This is a genomic window from Bradyrhizobium zhanjiangense (assembly GCF_004114935.1).
GTDB classification, from domain to species: domain Bacteria; phylum Pseudomonadota; class Alphaproteobacteria; order Rhizobiales; family Xanthobacteraceae; genus Bradyrhizobium; species Bradyrhizobium zhanjiangense.
In genome coordinates, this window is sequence record NZ_CP022221.1 from 5,148,693 (window position 1) to 5,165,731 (window position 17,039).

General features: G+C 64.0%; 16 protein-coding genes and 1 tRNA gene. 13 read left to right on the forward strand and 4 right to left on the reverse strand.

Annotation, left to right across the window (positions count from 1 at the left end):
- The 8 genes from XH85_RS24620 (at window position 1) to XH85_RS24655 (ending at window position 7,831) form a co-directional block, all read left to right on the forward strand.
- Window positions 1-984 (forward strand): ABC transporter ATP-binding protein, encoded by a 984-nt coding sequence (locus XH85_RS24620; protein WP_128933873.1) that lies wholly within the window; start codon window positions 1-3, stop codon window positions 982-984.
- On the forward strand, window positions 981-1,967 hold the full coding sequence (locus tag XH85_RS24625) for an ABC transporter ATP-binding protein (RefSeq protein ID WP_128933874.1): 987 nt from the start codon (window positions 981-983) through the stop codon (window positions 1,965-1,967). The genes XH85_RS24620 and XH85_RS24625 overlap by 4 nt, the downstream gene beginning before the upstream one ends.
- The gene (locus tag XH85_RS24630; RefSeq protein ID WP_164935026.1) at window positions 1,967-2,896 is read left to right on the forward strand and encodes an ABC transporter permease; all 930 of its coding nucleotides are present in this window, start codon (window positions 1,967-1,969) and stop codon (window positions 2,894-2,896) included. The genes XH85_RS24625 and XH85_RS24630 overlap by 1 nt, the downstream gene beginning before the upstream one ends.
- Window positions 2,893-3,855, forward strand: coding sequence for an ABC transporter permease (locus XH85_RS24635; protein WP_128933876.1), 963 nt, complete (start codon window positions 2,893-2,895; stop codon window positions 3,853-3,855). The genes XH85_RS24630 and XH85_RS24635 overlap by 4 nt, the downstream gene beginning before the upstream one ends.
- A 351-nt stretch (window positions 3,856-4,206) precedes the next feature.
- Window positions 4,207-6,057, forward strand: a complete 1,851-nt coding sequence (gene ilvD / locus XH85_RS24640) for a dihydroxy-acid dehydratase (protein WP_128933877.1) — start codon at window positions 4,207-4,209, stop codon at window positions 6,055-6,057.
- 398 nt (window positions 6,058-6,455) lie between these two features.
- The gene (locus XH85_RS24645) at window positions 6,456-6,773 is read left to right on the forward strand and encodes a hypothetical protein (RefSeq protein WP_091895569.1); all 318 of its coding nucleotides are present in this window, start codon (window positions 6,456-6,458) and stop codon (window positions 6,771-6,773) included.
- A gap of 333 nt (window positions 6,774-7,106) precedes the next feature.
- Window positions 7,107-7,430: a hypothetical protein gene (locus XH85_RS24650; protein WP_091895582.1), complete on the forward strand. Its 324-nt coding sequence runs from the start codon at window positions 7,107-7,109 to the stop codon at window positions 7,428-7,430.
- 311 nt (window positions 7,431-7,741) lie between these two features.
- Window positions 7,742-7,831: transfer RNA gene (locus XH85_RS24655), tRNA-Ser, on the forward strand.
- A 150-nt stretch (window positions 7,832-7,981) separates the two neighbouring features.
- Here the strand turns inward: XH85_RS24655 and XH85_RS45305 are convergent.
- Window positions 7,982-8,143 (reverse strand): hypothetical protein, encoded by a 162-nt coding sequence (locus XH85_RS45305; protein WP_164940529.1) that lies wholly within the window; start codon window positions 8,141-8,143, stop codon window positions 7,982-7,984.
- Here XH85_RS45305 and XH85_RS24660 point away from each other — a divergent pair.
- Window positions 8,143-8,352 (forward strand): hypothetical protein, encoded by a 210-nt coding sequence (locus tag XH85_RS24660; RefSeq protein WP_091895539.1) that lies wholly within the window; start codon window positions 8,143-8,145, stop codon window positions 8,350-8,352. The two genes, XH85_RS45305 and XH85_RS24660, sit on opposite strands and share 1 nt — an antisense overlap.
- A gap of 865 nt (window positions 8,353-9,217) precedes the next feature.
- Here the strand turns inward: XH85_RS24660 and XH85_RS24675 are convergent.
- Window positions 9,218-9,436: a DUF6894 family protein gene (locus XH85_RS24675; protein WP_091894579.1), complete on the reverse strand. Its 219-nt coding sequence runs from the start codon at window positions 9,434-9,436 to the stop codon at window positions 9,218-9,220.
- Window positions 9,437-9,737: 301 nt separating this feature from the next.
- Between XH85_RS24675 and istA the strand changes: the two genes are divergently transcribed.
- A complete protein-coding gene (istA, locus tag XH85_RS24680) occupies window positions 9,738-11,042 on the forward strand; it encodes an IS21 family transposase (RefSeq protein ID WP_128931560.1) in 1,305 nt (434 codons plus the stop codon).
- Window positions 11,042-11,902 (forward strand): IS21-like element helper ATPase IstB, encoded by an 861-nt coding sequence (istB, locus tag XH85_RS24685; protein ID WP_276339393.1) that lies wholly within the window; start codon window positions 11,042-11,044, stop codon window positions 11,900-11,902. Before istA ends, istB begins: the two co-directional genes overlap by 1 nt.
- A gap of 549 nt (window positions 11,903-12,451) precedes the next feature.
- On the opposite strand, the gene XH85_RS24690 is transcribed toward istB, so the two are convergent.
- A complete protein-coding gene (locus tag XH85_RS24690) occupies window positions 12,452-12,658 on the reverse strand; it encodes a hypothetical protein (protein WP_091895531.1) in 207 nt (68 codons plus the stop codon).
- A gap of 462 nt (window positions 12,659-13,120) precedes the next feature.
- On the opposite strand from XH85_RS24690, the gene XH85_RS24695 reads away from it, so the two are divergent.
- The gene (locus tag XH85_RS24695; RefSeq protein ID WP_128933878.1) at window positions 13,121-15,154 is read left to right on the forward strand and encodes a VTT domain-containing protein; all 2,034 of its coding nucleotides are present in this window, start codon (window positions 13,121-13,123) and stop codon (window positions 15,152-15,154) included.
- Window positions 15,154-15,828: an endonuclease/exonuclease/phosphatase family protein gene (locus XH85_RS24700; RefSeq protein WP_128933879.1), complete on the forward strand. Its 675-nt coding sequence runs from the start codon at window positions 15,154-15,156 to the stop codon at window positions 15,826-15,828. The genes XH85_RS24695 and XH85_RS24700 overlap by 1 nt, the downstream gene beginning before the upstream one ends.
- A gap of 75 nt (window positions 15,829-15,903) precedes the next feature.
- Here XH85_RS24700 and XH85_RS24705 read toward each other — a convergent pair whose 3' ends face one another.
- Window positions 15,904-16,977, reverse strand: a complete 1,074-nt coding sequence (locus tag XH85_RS24705; protein ID WP_128933880.1) for a SphA family protein — start codon at window positions 16,975-16,977, stop codon at window positions 15,904-15,906.
- Window positions 16,978-17,039: the final 62 nt, after the last annotated feature.

The window sequence follows — 17,039 nt, forward strand, 5'->3', positions numbered from 1 at the left end:
GTGGCGCCGCTGGTCAGCATCCGGGACCTGCGGGTCGCCTTCAACGGCGTGCCGATCCTGCGTGGCGTCGACGTCAGCTTGCAGAAGGGCGAGGCGCTCGGCCTCGTCGGCGAGTCCGGATCGGGCAAGTCGGTGACGTGGCTTGCAGCGCTGGGCCTGCTGCCGCGCCACGCGCAGGTCACGGGCTCGGTGCTGCTCGACGGCCGCGAGATCCTTGGCGCGCCCGCCGCCGAGCTCGACCATGTCAGAGGCGGGCGGGTCGCCATGATCTTCCAGGATCCTGCGAGCGCGCTCAATCCGGTGCTGACCATCCGCAGGCAGCTCTGCGAAGCGCTGGCGCTGCATCGCGATCTCTCGGGCGAGGCGGTGAAAGCGGAGGCCCGGCGGCTGCTCGATCTAGTCGGCATTCCCGATGCGGCGCGGCGGCTGTCGGCCTATCCGCACGAATTCTCCGGCGGCCAGGTCCAGCGCATCATGATCGCGATGGCGCTCGCCGGAAATCCCGACCTGCTGATCGCGGACGAGCCGACGACCGCGCTCGATGCCACCATTCAGGCCCAGATTCTGGAGCTGCTCTCCACGGTCCGCCGCGAGATCGGCATGGCGATGGTCCTGATCAGTCACGATCTCGGCGTCGTCGCCGAGAACTGCGACCGCGTCGCGGTGATGTATGCCGGCCGCATCGTCGAGGAGGCACCCAGCAATCAGCTCTTCGCCGATCCCGTGCATCCTTACGCGCAGGGCCTGATCGGCGCGCTGCCGCCGCTCGATGGGCCGCGGCGGCGTCTGACGGCCATTCCCGGTACCGTGCCCGATCCCGCGCGGATGCCTGACGGTTGCGCCTTCGCGCCACGCTGCACGCTGGCGGCCGAGCCGTGCGGACTTTCCGCGCCGAGCTTGGCGCCGATCGCGGATGATCGCGCTGTCGCCTGCATCCGCGCCGAGGCCTCGCGCCGCGCGTTGCTCGGGATCGCGGCCGAATGAGCGCGCCGCTCGTCGAGGTGTCCGCGATCGCGCGCAGCTACGCGATGCGCTCCGGGATGTTCGGCCGAGCTACGGCCGTGCATGCGGTCGATGGCGTGTCGCTGACGATTGCCAAGGGCGAGACGTTGGGCCTCGTCGGCGAGTCCGGCTCGGGAAAATCGACAACAGGCCGCATCGTGCTCGGGCTGGAGCCGCCCGACAGCGGCGAGGTGCGGTTCGACGGCAAGCCGATGGCCGCGCCGGCAACGGCCGCATGGCGCGCGCAGCGGGCACGCATGCAGATGATCTTCCAGGATCCGCTGGGCGCGTTGGACCGGCGGCTGCCAGTCGCTGCGCAGATCCGCGAGCCCCTGGACATCCACGATCTCGGCACGCCTGCCGAGCGCGAAGATCGCGTCCGCGAACTGCTGCGCGCGGTCGAGCTGACGCCGGCGCATGGTGCGCGCTATCCCGGCGCGCTCTCGGGCGGACAGCGCCAGCGGATCGTGCTGGCGCGGGCGCTGGCGACGAAACCTGATTTCCTGGTCTGCGACGAGCCGGTCAGCGCGCTCGACGTCTCGATCCAGGCGCAGATGGTGAACCTGCTCGCCGATCTCCAGGCGCAGCTGTCGCTGACATTGCTGTTCATCAGCCACGATCTGCGTGTCGTCAGGCAGATCAGCACGATCGTCGCCGTGATGTATCTCGGCCGCATCGTCGAGATCGGCTGCGCCGATGATCTGTTTGCGCGGCCCGAGCATCCGTATACGCAGGCCCTGGTCTCGGCTTCGCCGGCGCCCGGCCGCCGCAGCGCCGGCCGCATCGTGCTGGCGGGCGATCCGCCGAACCCTGCCGCGCGTCCGCAAGGCTGCGCCTTCCACCCGCGCTGCCCGCGCGCGATCGGGCGCTGTGCGAGCGAGGTGCCGGTGCTCTCGGCTGTGGGCAGCAACAGGCAGGTCGCCTGTCATCTGGTCACCGGCGCCGAAACGCGGGACGCGGCGTGATGGGCCGCTATTTCGCCATTCGCATCGGACGCGCGGCGCTCACCATTGTGCTCGTCGTCACCTTCGCCTTCGTCGTGCTGCGGCTATCGGGCGATCCCGCGCTTATGATCTTGGGACCGGAGGCGCCACCTGAGGTGCTCGCGGCGTTCCGCAAGGCCTGGGGCCTCGATGATCCCATCTGGTTTCAGTATCTCGATTATTTCGGCGCCATCGCCAAGGGCGAGCTCGGCCGCTCCATGCGCGACGGAAGGCCCGCAATCGAGCTCGTGCTGGAGCGGATTCCGGCGACGCTGGCGCTGACGCTGCCGGCCTTTGCCTTCAAGGTGGCGCTCGGCATTCCCGCCGGCATCTACGCCGCGCTGCATCGGGGCTCGGGAATCGACCGCGCCGTGATGATGACGGCGGTCGCGGGCTTCACCGTCCCGAGTTTCGTGCTTGCGCTGGTGCTGGTTCTGGTCTTCGCCGTACAGCTCGGCTGGCTGCCCTCGGGCGGGCAGGAGAGCTGGCGGCACGCGATCCTGCCCATTGCGACGCTCGGCCTCGGCGGCGCCGCGGTGCTCGCGCGCTTCACCCGCAGCGCAATGCTGGAGGTGCTGGGCCAGCCCTATATCCGCACCGCCTCGGCCAAGGGCGTGCCATGGCGCAAGGTGGTGACGTCGCATGCGCTGCCGAACGCGGCTATCCCCACCGTGACCATTCTGGGCTTCATGGTGGGCACGCTGATCGCCGGCGCAGTCGTGGTGGAGAGTGTGTTTGCCTGGCCGGGAGTAGGGCGCCTGCTCGTCGTCGCCGTCGCCAACCGCGACCTCGCCGTCGTGCAATGCATCCTGCTGCTGGTGGCGATGACGATGGTCACGTCCAACCTGATCGTCGATTTCCTCTACGGCTTCCTCGACCCGCGCCTGCGCGCCAAAGGGGCGCACGCATGACCGACGCGACGCTGAAGGATACCGAAGCGTTTTCAAGCGAAGTGGATACCGGTTCGCGTGAAGAAAACGCGTCAAAACCAGAATCTAGAGCCCCGTTCCGATTTCATCGGAACGGAAAGGGCTCTAGCGTTCGCCGCCGCATCAGCCTGCCGGCGATCCCGGTCTCGGTCGCACTCGCGATCACCTGGATCATCGCCATGCTGGTGATCGCCGCCTTCGCCGAGAAGATCGCACCCTACGGCTTCACCCAGCTTGATCTGCGCAATCGCCTGGCCGCGCCCGGCAATGCCGCGCATTGGCTCGGCACCGACGAGCTCGGCCGCGACGTGCTGTCGCGCCTGCTCGTCTCGATCCGCATTTCGCTGCTGATCGCGTTCGGCGCCACCGCGATCTCGGCCGTGGTCGGTACCACGCTCGGCTTCCTGGCCGCGCATTTCCGCGGGGCCGTCGAACAGCTCGTGCTGATGCTGACCGACTTCCAGGCCAGCATGCCCTTCCTGATCATGGCGCTCGCAGTGCTCGCCTTCTTCGGCAACTCGCTGCCGCTCTTGATCGGCCTGATGGGCCTGTTCGGCTGGGAGCGCTACGCCCGCATCGCGCGGGGATTGGCCATCTCGGCCAATGCACAGGGCTATGCCGCCGCGGTCCGCCAGTTGGGTGCGACGCCGTCGCGGATCTATCTCCGGCACATCCTGCCCAACATCGCCTCGACCCTGATCGTCTCGACCACGCTGGTCTTTCCCGAGGTGATCCTGATGGAATCCGGCCTGTCCTTCCTTGGACTCGGCGTGCAGCCGCCGATGACCAGCCTCGGCAACATGGTCGGCTATGGCCGGGAGTACCTGACCCGGGCGCCCTGGATCATGCTGGCGCCGGCCACCACGATCGTGGTCACGACGCTGGCGGTCTCCATGATCGGCGACTGGCTGCGCGACCGGCTTGATCCGACGCTGCAATAGGCAACGGGCCCGGCGGTTGCGACGTCCTCCGGCGTCGTCCCTGACAAGCGTAAGCGCAGATCCGGGACCCATAACCACCGGCGGACGTGATTACGGAGACTCGGAGTTGTCAGCTTCGCGCCACAACCACCCCCTGCGGCTATGGGGTCCCGGATCGGCGCGCGCTTTAAGGCGCGCTTGTCCGGGACGACGGTTGGGGGCGCGGCAGTAGCCCGCGCCGGGAGCAGGGGAGGCCTGTCCGGAGCAAGTTCCCGTTGCACCTCGCCAGCCCGTGCGCTATCCGGCCGGAAAGGCCTGAGGCGGCTTCCATTTTTCCGCCCAGCCCAAGCCAACCCGAGGACGGAAACCGCCATGCCAGCCTATCGCTCCCGCACCACCACCCACGGCCGCAACATGGCGGGTGCCCGCGGCCTCTGGCGCGCGACCGGCATGAAGGACGCCGATTTCGGCAAGCCGATCATCGCGGTCGTCAACTCCTTCACCCAGTTCGTGCCCGGCCACGTCCACCTCAAGGATCTCGGCCAGCTCGTGGCCCGCGAGATCGAGCAGGCCGGCGGCGTCGCCAAGGAGTTCAACACCATCGCGGTCGATGACGGCATCGCGATGGGGCATGACGGCATGCTCTACAGCCTGCCGTCGCGCGAATTGATCGCCGACAGCGTCGAGTACATGGCCAACGCGCACTGCGCCGACGGCCTCGTCTGCATCTCCAACTGCGACAAAATCACGCCCGGCATGCTGATGGCGGCGTTGCGGCTCAACATCCCCGCCGTGTTCGTCTCGGGCGGACCGATGGAGGCCGGCAAGGTCAAGCTCGAGGGCAAGACCAAGGCCGTCGACCTCATCGACGCCATGGTGGCGGCGGCCGACTCCAAGGTCAGCGACGACGACGTCAAGGTGATCGAGCGCTCGGCGTGCCCGACCTGCGGCTCCTGCTCGGGCATGTTCACCGCCAACTCCATGAACTGCCTCACCGAGGCGCTTGGCCTGGCGCTGCCCGGCAACGGCTCGGTGGTGGCGACCCATGCCGACCGCAAGCGCCTGTTCGTCGAGTCCGGCCACACCATCGTCGATCTCGTTCGCCGCTACTACGAGCAGGACGACGTCAGCGTGCTGCCGCGCAACATAGCGAACTTCAAGGCGTTCGAGAACGCCATGACGCTCGACATCGCCATGGGCGGCTCGACCAATACGGTGCTGCATCTGCTCGCCGCCGCCCATGAAGGGCAGGTGGAGTTCACCATGCGCGACATCGACCGGCTCTCGCGCCGTGTGCCCGTGCTCTGCAAGGTCGCACCATCCGTCGCCGACGTGCATGTCGAGGACGTGCACCGCGCCGGCGGCATCATGGGCATTTTGGGCGAGCTCGACCGCGCCGGCCTGATCGACACCTCGGTCTCGACCGTGCATGCGCCGACCATGGGCGATGCGCTGGAGCGCTGGGACATCAAGCGCTCCAAGAGCGAGACGGTGCGCACCTTCTATCGCGCCTCGCCCGGCGGCATCCCGACCCAGGTCGCCTTCAGCCAGGAGCGCCGCTATGACGAGCTCGATGCCGATCGCGAGAAGGGCGTCGTGCGCGATCTCGAACATGCCTTCAGCAAGGACGGCGGTCTCGCCGTGCTCTACGGCAACCTCGCGCAGGACGGCTGCATCGTGAAGACCGCGGGCGTCGATGCTTCGATCCTGAAATTCTCCGGCCCCGCGCACGTGTTCGAAAGCCAGGACGCTGCGGTCGAAGGCATTCTGGGCGGTAAGGTCGTTGCCGGCGAGATCGTGGTCATCATCTACGAAGGTCCGCGCGGCGGCCCCGGCATGCAGGAGATGCTGTATCCGACCAGCTACCTGAAATCGATGGGCCTCGGCAAAGCCTGCGCGCTCGTCACCGACGGCCGTTTCTCTGGCGGCTCGTCCGGCCTGTCGATCGGCCATCTGTCGCCGGAAGCGGCCGAAGGCGGCAACATCGGTCTGGTGCGCACCGGCGACCGCATCGCCATCGATATCCCGAACCGCAGCATCAGCCTCGAGGTCTCCGACGAGGAGCTGGCCAAGCGCCGCGCCGCGGAGGAGGCGAAGGGCGATGCCGCCTGGCAGCCGCAGAACCGCAAGCGCAACGTCTCGACCGCGCTGCAGGCTTACGCCGCGCTCACCACCAGCGCGGCGCGCGGCGCGGTGCGCGAGGTGAAGCGTCGCCCGAGATAGGCGCCTGATCGGCGCGCCGCTGGCTAAATCGATCCCTCCGGGACGACTCGCGGTCTCCGCGCGAGCGCGCCGTTGCATGACAGAACCGTGGAGCCCGGGCAGAGGTCCGTAAAGAAACGGCCCCCGCGTCCTGGGGTGTGGGCTATTGGGGGTGGACGCGGGAGCCGTTTGCGAGGTGGTTGCCCGACGTGCGGGCTTGCCCGCCAGGCGCAACCAATTTAGTGGATTTCACCGCGCTTTGCTATTTAATTTTATTTATTTCTGTTTTTTTGTGATTTAATCGGGAGGTGGATCCTAGGAAAAATACCTGGAATCCATTTTTCCGAATCCGGTCAGGGGCAAATCGCCTTATCCCGATCTGTCCGCAACTGTTCGGATTGCCAGTAGCGGAGTAAGCCATGAGTCCTTCTCCATCGCTCGTGCCGCACATTACGACCGACCGGGACGTTTATCTCGTGCTCGATGACTTCGGCCGGCGACTGGGCCGCGCCTGGTGTGAGACGGCCGAGGAGGACGCCAATCGCGCGACCCTGCTCAGACATCTCGTCGAAGGGCAATATCTCCATCCCGCACGCATCGTGGCCTTCAATACCGCGGAGGGATGGTCGCGGGATGCCACCGCGGAAATCGCCGACGAGCTGCGCCGCCGCTTCGTCGAATTCGAGGAGACCGATCCCTCCTTGCTGGAGTTTTTGGAAAGAGCAGTGAGGCGCTAAGGCTCGACCCGTCGGAGGCGGATGAACGCTTTCGGAACGGCGCTCGAACGGAGCACCCGCGGCGGTGTTCCATCGCCGGCGCAGCGATCACGCTCTCGCATGTCATGCGGACTCCGGGGCCAGTGCGCATCGCGCGTTAACGCGCGTGGTCAATGAGTTCTTACCACTCGGCGGTGATCGGCCGTTCGCATTAAGGATGCCCCGACGAAGTTCGGCACCCCAGGATTTTGCCGCATATACTGCGTTCGACCTTTGCAAAATCTATTTCGGGCACCACACGCAATGTCTCGTACTCTCGCCGTTGTTTTCTCCACCGCTGTCGCCGCGATTGCCATGACGGGCGCAGCCTCCGCCGGCTGCTACAATTGCTACGCGCCGCCGCCGTGCACGACCTGCTATCAGCAGCAATACGTCGCGCCGCAATACCGCACCGTCGACGAGACCGTGATGGTGTCTCCCGGCTCCGTGGTCGCGCATCGCACGCCGGCGCAGTACCGCACCGTGATGGTGCCGCAGACCGTGATGGTGGCCCCGCCCAGTGTCCAGTACGAGCGCATCCCCCCGCAATACGCCACACGCCAGCGTGTCGAGATGGTCTCGCCGGGCTATTCCTATTACGCGCCGGTGCAGATGGGCTGCGCCTCCTGCGGGTATTGACGTCCGACGCAGTTACGAAGATCTGGCGCGGCGCCTTACGGGGCGCCGCTTTTCCGCACCAGCAAACGAGGCCCGGACATGGAGACGAATCCAACCGGGCCTCGCAACCAGCGACGCCCTGGGAGATGTCGCCAGTATCCGGGATTGCTGACGGTGCGGCGGCGGTGGGCTGCCGAGCGTCTTGGTCAAGCTAGAGGAACAGGCTGACGCTCGCCTGACAGATCGGGACAGCAGAAGAGTGTGGGGCACGCCACCAACTTCGCGTTGCCTTGCGCGGTCGACTGCGTTAAGCGACACCAATCCCAACGCTTGGAAGGGTGGCCGAGTGGTTTAAGGCACCGGTCTTGAAAACCGGCGTGCCCGCAAGGGTACCGTGGGTTCGAATCCCACCCCTTCCGCCAGCATATTGTTCGCCACTGTTCGCGAACGTTCGGAATTCACAGTAAAATCAAAGGATTGCTTCGAAAAGCTGTACACGCTTGTTCGCAAGTGTTCTCGGTAATTCGAGCAAGAACCGTAGATTTTGCCCGTGGTTCGGAGGACGGTTTCGCTCAGCCGTGACGGTCGCGGGGAAACTCCAGAAGGGCGAACCGCTCCGGGTCGATCCCTTTCTCGACGAGGGCGCCATACTCTGGAAAGGCGTAGAGGCCGCACGCCTCCTCCTTGCGGAGTTGTTCGAGCTTGCCGTGCAGCACAGCGGGAGGCCGCAGCAATGAGCAACGTCGTTGAGCTACAGCTGCCCGATCGCTTCGAGAACGAGGCTGACATCCAAAACATCGTTCTGCTGATTGATATGCTCGTCGTGTTGTTGGCTCAGCCCGATGCGGAGACGGCCATCGATGGGATGCACCGCGTCACGCAGATCATCTCGGATCATGCGCACGCGCTCCGGGACCGCCTACAGCAGGGCGGCTTGGCATGAACCGGCGGCGCCGAGCCCACAGAAAGCGCGAACGGCAGCGGCTGGCTGCCCACGCCCGCCGGTTGAAGCGATGAATACGAGGCCGCCGGATCTCCTTTCGGCGGCCTTCTCACTATTGCGGCAGCTTCCCGCGATCATTTTAATGGCGCGGTCATAGGGAGAAGTCGCAATGCAAAAATTGATTGCCGCTGCCGCATTAACCGCCGCACTCGCGCTAGCGGGCTGCGGAAGAGAGCCCGGGCCAAAGGGCGATCCCGGCCCTCAAGGGCCGGCCGGTCCCCAGGGTGCCCAAGGTATTCAGGGCGTCCCCGGTCCTCAGGGGCCAGCCGGCGCACAAGGGCCTCAGGGGCCGCAAGGGCCAAAAGGCGACAAGGGAGACAAGGGAGATCCGGCGTCCGTAAATATCCGCGCGGTACAAGCGGATGGCGCCGTCAATTGCGACACCAGCGAAACGCTCGTGTCCGTGTTCTGCCCGAGCGGAGGGGCAGCGGACGGTATGAAGTGCGGGGCCTCGCCGACGATCGGTCTGTGCCTGAAGAAGTGAGGACCGAGAGCCCGCCGGTTCACGCTGGCGGGCCGAACGCGCGAAACCGGCGCTGTCCGGAAGAGTACTGACAATGTTCGGAAACGAACAGAACGAAGCTCGAGCTGTGAGTAACCTCGCAGTCGCTTGAACTTCCCCAAGGTCCAAGCACCCCAACGGCCCCGGCCTCCCACGCCCACCCCATGGCCGGGGCCATTTTTCGTCAGAGCTCGCGTGCCATCGCGGGATGGCTCCGGTTCTTCACCTTGATCCAGTGCTTCTGCCGACCGCCTCGGTACGGCCGATCGCGATGCGGGGTGGCCGTTTCAGTCAGGATTCCGGTCACGACACGACATCCAGCGGGACGCTGCAAACGGCGGCACCATCCTCGTCGATAACGAAGATTGCATACTTTTTGCCGATCAGTTGCGGTCTCGTTTCGCGCAGCGATCGAGCGAGCTTGATAGCTTCTGTCCGCGCCTCCGCCTCGCCCGGCAGGTCATGCACGCCGAAATCCGAGACCAACTGGGAATCGATGAGCTTGAAGGAAAAGAGAGGCATCGAATATTGCCTGGGTTCGTGCCAAGCGAAGCCCCCGCCAGCGTTAGGAAGGCGGGGACTCGCGGATGGATGGTTCGAGGCTAGGGAAAACCTAGGTGTCGCACCAAGGACCCGCAGTTATCAGAACGCCATCATGACGCCTCGTGTACCGCGCAAATGTTGGGCAGGTCGCGCAAATAAGAGGCCGTTGCGCGAGAGCAGGCGCACGCTCTTGTCCTCCCGGATGTCGCGCGCCATGGAAAACTGCCCCCTCAGCGTCACGAGGAATTGCCCCCTCCTCGGATAGCTGAGGAGAGAGTGAATGAAGCAGGAACGAATCACTGAAGGCTCGACGTGGAGTGATCCACGGGGGCAGGTGATGAAGACGCCGGATGACGTGGCGGAGATGTTGCGCCTGAGGGCGTGCGGGTGGGGTGTGAAGCGGATTGCGCGGCAGCTGGGCTGCAGCCATCACACGGTGAAGGACTACGTGGCGGCGGGCGGGGTGAAGCCGTTCAAGTCGCCTGAGCGGCCGAAGCGTCTCGACGGCCTTGAGGGTTGGCTGCGCGAGAGGCTCATTCGGCATCGCGGCAATGCCGACGTGGTGCGCCAGGACCTGTTGGCCGAGAAAGGCGTGATCGTCAGCCGGCGGACGCTGCAACGCGCCGTGCAGCCCTATCGCCAGGCGCTGAAGGCGGAGGCGCTGGCGACGACGCGGTTTGAGACGCCGCCGGGCCGGCAGCTGCAGATCGACTTCGGGGAGCGCCTGGTCGAGATCGGAGGGGCGAAAGTCAAGGCATTCGTGTTCGTGGCAACGCTCGGGCATTCGCGACGGCTCCATGTGCGTGCGTTCCGGGCCGAGAGGCAGGAGCATTGGTTCGCCGGGCTCGAGAGTGCATTCACGACCTTCAGCGGTGTGCCGGAGGAAGTGCTGATGGACAATCCTCGGGCGCTTGTCGTGCGCCACGACGCGGTGAGCCGGTCGGTTCAGTTTAACGACAAGCTGATAGCCTTCGCAAAACATTGGGGCTTCCGTCCTCGCGCTTGCGCGCCATATCGGGCGCGCACGAAGGGCAAGACGGAGAACGGCGTCGGCTACGTGAAGAAGAACGCGATCGCCGGTCATTCCTTCCCAAGCTGGGAAGCATTCGAGGCGCATCTCGACAGGTGGGAGCGTGAGGTTGCGAACGTTCGTATCCACGGCACGACCGGCGAGGCGCCGATCATTCGCTTCGCGCGTGACGAGATACATCGGTTGAAGCCGCTCGGCGGGCAGCCATCGTTCGGATCCTTGCGTGAACTGACCCGCGTCGTCGGCAATGATTGCGCCGTCGAGATCGACACGAACAGCTACTCAGTGCCGTGGCGCCTGATTGGCGAGCGCGTGGCGGTGACGATCGCGGCCGGCGAAGTGCGGATCCGCCATGGATTGCACCAGGTTGCGCTCCACAAGCAATCGGAGGGACGCCGGCTGCGGATCGTCGACTCCGCTCATCTCGATGGTGTTGCTGGTTGCGATGGCGCGGTCCGCCGGGCGGAGATCGCGGCGGTGCTGGCGCCGTCTCCACCACCGTCGTTGTTACGCCCTCTTGCCGAATACGAAGCCGTGGTCGGAGGAAGCTTCTGATGGCGCGGGCAAAGAAGATAATGGAAGCAACGGCCGATCCGCTCGATGCCATGCTGGCGCGATTGCAGCTCTCCGGCATCCGCGATCAGCTCGACAGCCTGCTCGACGAGGCGGCGCGCGCGAACCTGTCGGCGCGTGAGACGCTGATCCTGCTGTGCGAGCGCGAGATCGCTCGCAAGGATCATCGCCGCATCGAGATGGCGCTGAAGCTCGCACACTTCCCTGCCGTGAAGGAACTGGCGGGCTTCGACTTCGAGGCGCAGCAGTCGATCGATCCGAAGCAGATCCGCGACCTGGCCGCGTCACGTTGGATCGCCAACGGCGAGAACGTGCTGCTGCTCGGACCGCCGGGCGTCGGTAAGACGCATCTGTCGATCGCGCTCGGGCGAGAGGCGATCCTGGCCGGGTACACGGTGCAGTTCACCACGGCGACGACGCTGGTCGCGGGCCTTGCCAAGGCGCATGGCGAACGGCGTCTGGACGAGAAACTGCTCGCGCTGTCGAAGCCAAAGCTACTGATCGTCGACGAGCTCGGCTACCTGCCGCTGGAACCTGACGCGGCACATCTGTTCTTCCAACTTGTCAGCCGGCGCTACGAAACTGGCGCCATGCTGATTACCTCGAACCGCAGTGTTGCCGAATGGGGCACCGTGTTCGCCGATCCCGTGGTCGCCACCGCGATCCTCGACCGGCTCTTGCACCACAGCCACGTGCTGACGATCCGCGGCGACAGTTACCGGCTCCGCGCCAAGCGCAAGAGCGGCCTCATCCAGCCGCCGCCCGCCGGTGACGGCCCTCCGGTCGGCTCCGCCTCCCTCCGGCCCGTCACCGTCGGAAACAACCTTCAACCGAGATCATAACCCAGACGGTGGGGGCAGTTCTTCATGACGCAAAGGGGGCAGTTCCGGATGGCGTTTGACACCCGGATGACCAGCATCCGGTAGCGTCGTGTTTCACCTCACGAATCCAGTCCGGCCCGATTTCGGATGTGGTATGCGCCCAATTCAGCCACAATGCGGCTTCGTTGCCGTGGTCAGCTGAGCTCGATATTGAGGGCACAATCGCCGACCGGCTGAAGTGACTGTTGACCCGTCGAGGGCGCCGCGACGCTCGAGATCGGTGGCAATTCCAATCGAGGCGGCTTGGTGTGCCTTAGCTGCGTTCCGCGGACGATTGATCATCCCAGAGCAGTTCACCGCACCGGCATTTGTACACCCGGATGAAGCGGGCTGTCTTCATGTCCCATAGCTTTTCCGCCAGACTGAGTGGTTCGCCGCATTTGGGGCAGCGGAATAGGGTGGGGCTCGGGGGCGTGGCTGGGAGCATAGGCACGTCTCTTCTTTCAGAAGACGCGAAAGCCCAGCGAGCGTTGCACCAACGTCGCGGTCGACCGGGCTGCTTGATCCGCATCAATCAATCGACCGCTCCAGCTTCTGGGCTGCCCGGAAGTCATCCAGATGCTGCAGGTTCGGGCCGTACGCGGCCTCCTTGGTGAGCAGATGGTAGATCCGGGCCGCCACCAATTGGAGATGCTTCATTCGTCCGCGGGGCATCGCCCGGGCCTTGCAAAGGGCTCGGACCGCGTGCGCTCGGAAATAGTCAAAAGCGTCGGACATCGGAGATTCAACGTCTCGTCCAGAGATTGGTTCTTACCCCTCGTTTCCAGGAACACCAGTCAACCAAGCTGTCTGTAGAGGCAGACCGCTCGACGGTCAGGACAAACGAGAGCGCATCCGGAACGCTATCGAATTTGAAAAATTAGCCCGGCAGGAAGCTTCACGGCGAGCACGCATGTTCTTCTTTTTCTCGAACCGGGTGGGGTGTCTCGGCTCGCTGCTGATCTCCGGCTTGGTCACCGTGGCGCTGCTCTTCCTGTTCGGGATACTCCGGTTCTGAACCCAGGCGCGTGGTGTCAACAGATCACCTGCGTCTTTGTAACCCCATGTCCAGAGGACGTGGAACCCTCTAAGCATTTGGGACGTTGAGCCGCGAATGCGATTTGCGAGGTCCAACTGCTTCAGAGTTCATCGACCCTGATCCCCGGAGACACCGTCTGGAGGCGGTGCGAAGCGCGGCGCGTGACGGTTCTGAACGATGCTGCCGCGTTTTTCGCGGCCCTGCGGCAAGCGCTGCTGGAGGCGCAAGAACAGGTCTACATCATCGGATGGGACATCCATAGTGCAACCAGGCTGGTCGGAGCTTCCGGACGAGCGGATGATGGTTTGCCGGAACAACTTGGCCCATTGCTACGCGCGCTCATCCGACGCCGCCCGACCTTGCGGATCGACATCCTTGTCTGGGACTTTGTCTCCTTTTACGCCTCCGAAAGAGAACGGAATTCCGCGACAAAATTTACTGCCGAAACATCTGGCCACGTCCGGTTTTGTCTCGATTGCACGCTTCCGTTTGGTTCGGCCCAACACCAGAAGATGGTCTGTATCGACGGTTCACTGGCGTTCGTCGGCGGGCTCGATCTGACGATCAGGCGCTGGGACACCAGCGATCATCGGGCCGAGCATCCATTGCGCTGCGACCCTGAGGGCAAGCCATACCCACCCTTTCATGATGTTCAATGCATGGTCGATGGGGATGCAGCAGCGTGGCTGTTCGACCTCGCCGAGGAACGCTGGCGTGCTTCAGGTCAACAGGCCCATCATCGGCGCCGGCTAGGGAACATGCGGTGGCCGGCCAATGTACCGGTGGAGGCCGAGCACTTGCCGGTAGGTATCGCGAGGACCGAGGTGGTCTGTCCTGCAGGCTCGACCATCAAGGAAGTCGAGCGCTCATTGACTGCAGCGATCCGGTCGGCGACCAGCTTCGTTTACATCGAAAATCAGTTTACCAGCGCGACCAAGATCGCGCGTGAATTGGCGCAGCAGATGCTTCGCGTGCCTTCGCTTCGGGTTCTGGTCGTCACTCCCAAATTGCATTCATCGTGGATGGAATCACAAGCCATGCAAAATGGCCGTGGTGCCTTCATCGACTGCTTCAGTGAGGCTGGAGTCGCAGATCGCATCCGCTTCGTCTACCCGGTCTCACGCAGCGAGGATGCCGAAGCTGCCGTGATGGTGCACAGCAAGCTCATGATCGTGGATGATCGGATCTTGAGGGTCGGCTCGGCTAACCTGAACAATCGCTCGATGGGCGCCGATAGCGAATGTGACCTGATCTTTGAAGCGGCATCCGACCAGCATCGGAATTTCATCGCTTCGGTCCGCCGTCGCCTGATCGCACATTTCTGCGGTCTCGACGAACTGACCATAACGCAAAACGAGGATCGTCTTTTTGCGCTCCTGGACGACGTGGCGGGAACTGATGGGGCGAAGACGCTGCGGGAAGTGGGGTCCTCGGTCCTGACCAGTACGCTGGCCACAATGGTTCAGCCGGTAGCAGACCCGGAGCGGCCGCTTCATCTGGAGCGGGCGGCATCTCGCATGTGGAGCACGAAGACACTAATGGGGATCGCGTCGATAACGGTGGCGCTTTTTGGACTGACGATGGCTTGGTCGTACACGCCGTTGAGCGATTTTACCGACGCGCCTCATATTTCGGCGTTACTGTCTGCCTACTCGCAGTCCATCTGGGGGCCACTATTCGCTATCGCAGCTTTCGTCGTTGGCGGGCTGGTCGTGTTTCCGGTTCTCGTGCTCATTGCAGCAACTGCTGCCGCACTTGGGCCCTGGCTAGGCTTCATCACCGCCATGGCGGGCGTCTTGCTCAGCGCCTTCATCCTTTTTGCGATCGGACGGGGACTCGGCCGACAACGCCTCCAGCAGTTGCTCGGCCGACGTGCAGCGCGCATCCAAGAACGCGTCGTGGGCAAGGGGATTCTAGCCGTCGTCGTCATCCGGATGATTCCCATAGCACCGTTCTCGGTGGTGAATGTCGTGGCTGGTGCGAGCACGCTGCCTCTACGTGACTTCATGGTTGGAACTCTGCTGGGCATGATGCCCGGTATTCTCGCCATGGCAGTTCTGGGGGCTCAAATCGCAGACTTCGCCAGGAATGCGTCCTGGAGCAACATATTGCTGTTGGCTCTGGCGTTCTTGGGCTGGCTGGGAATCTGCGCAGGCGCACAATTCGTCGCGACCTGGCTCGCCGGGAGGCGCTGATGGCGGCGATGCGCTTCATGACATGGAATGTGCATGGCACGTTCAATCTCAATCCGAAGTTCGATTTGAAGGGGGTTTGCTCGATCGTTCGCAAGTGGGCCCCCGATGTCGTCGCGCTTCAGGAGGTGGATTCGCGATCGCGGTCAGACGATCCATTTGCGAAGTTGGCGAGTGTTGTCGGCGATCACGGGGTTCACGCCAAGTCGATTGTCGCCGAGGATGGCGACTACGGTCAGATGCTCCTGAGCCGCTTTCCGCTCTCCGGCGTGCCCGAGATCCTCGATGTGTCGTATCGAGAGCGGGAGCCACGCAGAGCGATTGCCACGGGACTGCTGACACCGGTCGGCGATGTGCGCGTAGTGGCCACTCATCTCGGCCTGAGTATCCACGAGCGCTATGCGCAAGCTCAGGCCCTGGTAAGCCTGGTGCGACCTGGAAGGACCGTTGTCCTCGGCGATTTCAATGACTGGTTTTGGGTGAAGTCGGTGCGGCGCGTGCTCGCGCAGGTCTGCCCCAACCGTACGCGCTTGCGGACTTTCCCGGCGCGTTTGCCCGTTCTCCGCCTCGATAGGATCTATGCGACGCCCGATAGCCGGTTCGAGAGAATTTGGACTGACGGAGAGGCAACGGCCTATTCAGACCATTTGCCCGTGATTGCGGACATCGAGATCTAGGGCGTGCCTCATTAACAGGGTGGCCATGATGTATGTCGGTAAGATTTGACTCGCCTCGTTGCCGGTGACGCGTGGCTATTTCGTTGTCAGTCGCCGCGCCGGCGTCAGCGTGCTGGCGGGCGCCATCGGAGAGAGCGAGAACGTCAGCCACGTGTTCCAACCGGCGGGGCGGTTCTCGGCGGCAAACTCGCCGTACCCTTTCAGGTTCAAATATCCCTGCATGTCCCCCACAGGAAACAGCACGCCTACTTGCGGGCCGACGCCTAGCACGCGGGACCGGAAGCCACCCAGCACCGGATGCTGACCGGAGTCGTCGGTGATCTGCTGATACGCATAACCGACGAGGCCAACAAAAACCTGCTTGGACAGAAACTGGGAGACGCCCCAGTCGATGTGAAAGTCGACACCATTTTGGTACTGGGTGTCTGTATTCTTGAAATTGTAGGTGAACCCTGCGACCGCAGAAAATTCATGACCTGCCTGCGGGTTGAAATATGTGTATCCGCCGCCGGCATCGACCGCGCCGTGACCGATGCCGAGATTGGCGAGGCGCGTCGAACTATATGCACCGACCGGGATGTCTCCAGTCACATACGTCATGAAGTTATGGACGCCGGCGTTCCATTTGAGCGTCGCCTGCGGGTAGAGATCACCCACCGATGTGATCGAGTCGCCGAAACTGCCCGTACGCGTTACCGCGAATGGACCGATCGCGGTCGTCAGCGTTCCGGCAACATCGGCGCTCGATCGCCCGAACAGTCCGGTTACGCCGATGGCGAGTTGTCCGCCCAGCACCGGCGTCGCGAAGGTGTAGGTGGGATTGAGCAGCATCAGATCGGCCTGCGCATTCAGGCGCAGGTTCAGGTCGACGTTTACGTTGGCGGGTATTCGGCCGACATGGATCTCCCTGGCGGCAGCTGCCGTGCCAAAGGCGCTGACGCTGGTGTGATAGTAAACCGCTGCCATCGACCAGCCGGGGACTTGAGGGGTCGCCGCAAGACTGCTGAAGCGGCCCGGCAGCCAATATGAAACACCGCCTTCATCCGCGTAGGCCATACCAGTGAGGAGTCCGGAAACCGCCAGAGCTGCGCCGACAGCCAGATCGATGGGCCGACGACCCAGCTTCGCTTCGCACACAGGGCCCTTCATGCGCTCGCCTCCATCCGGTTGTGATATTTGTCGCAGCCCCTGACCGGACATCGAGCTGCATG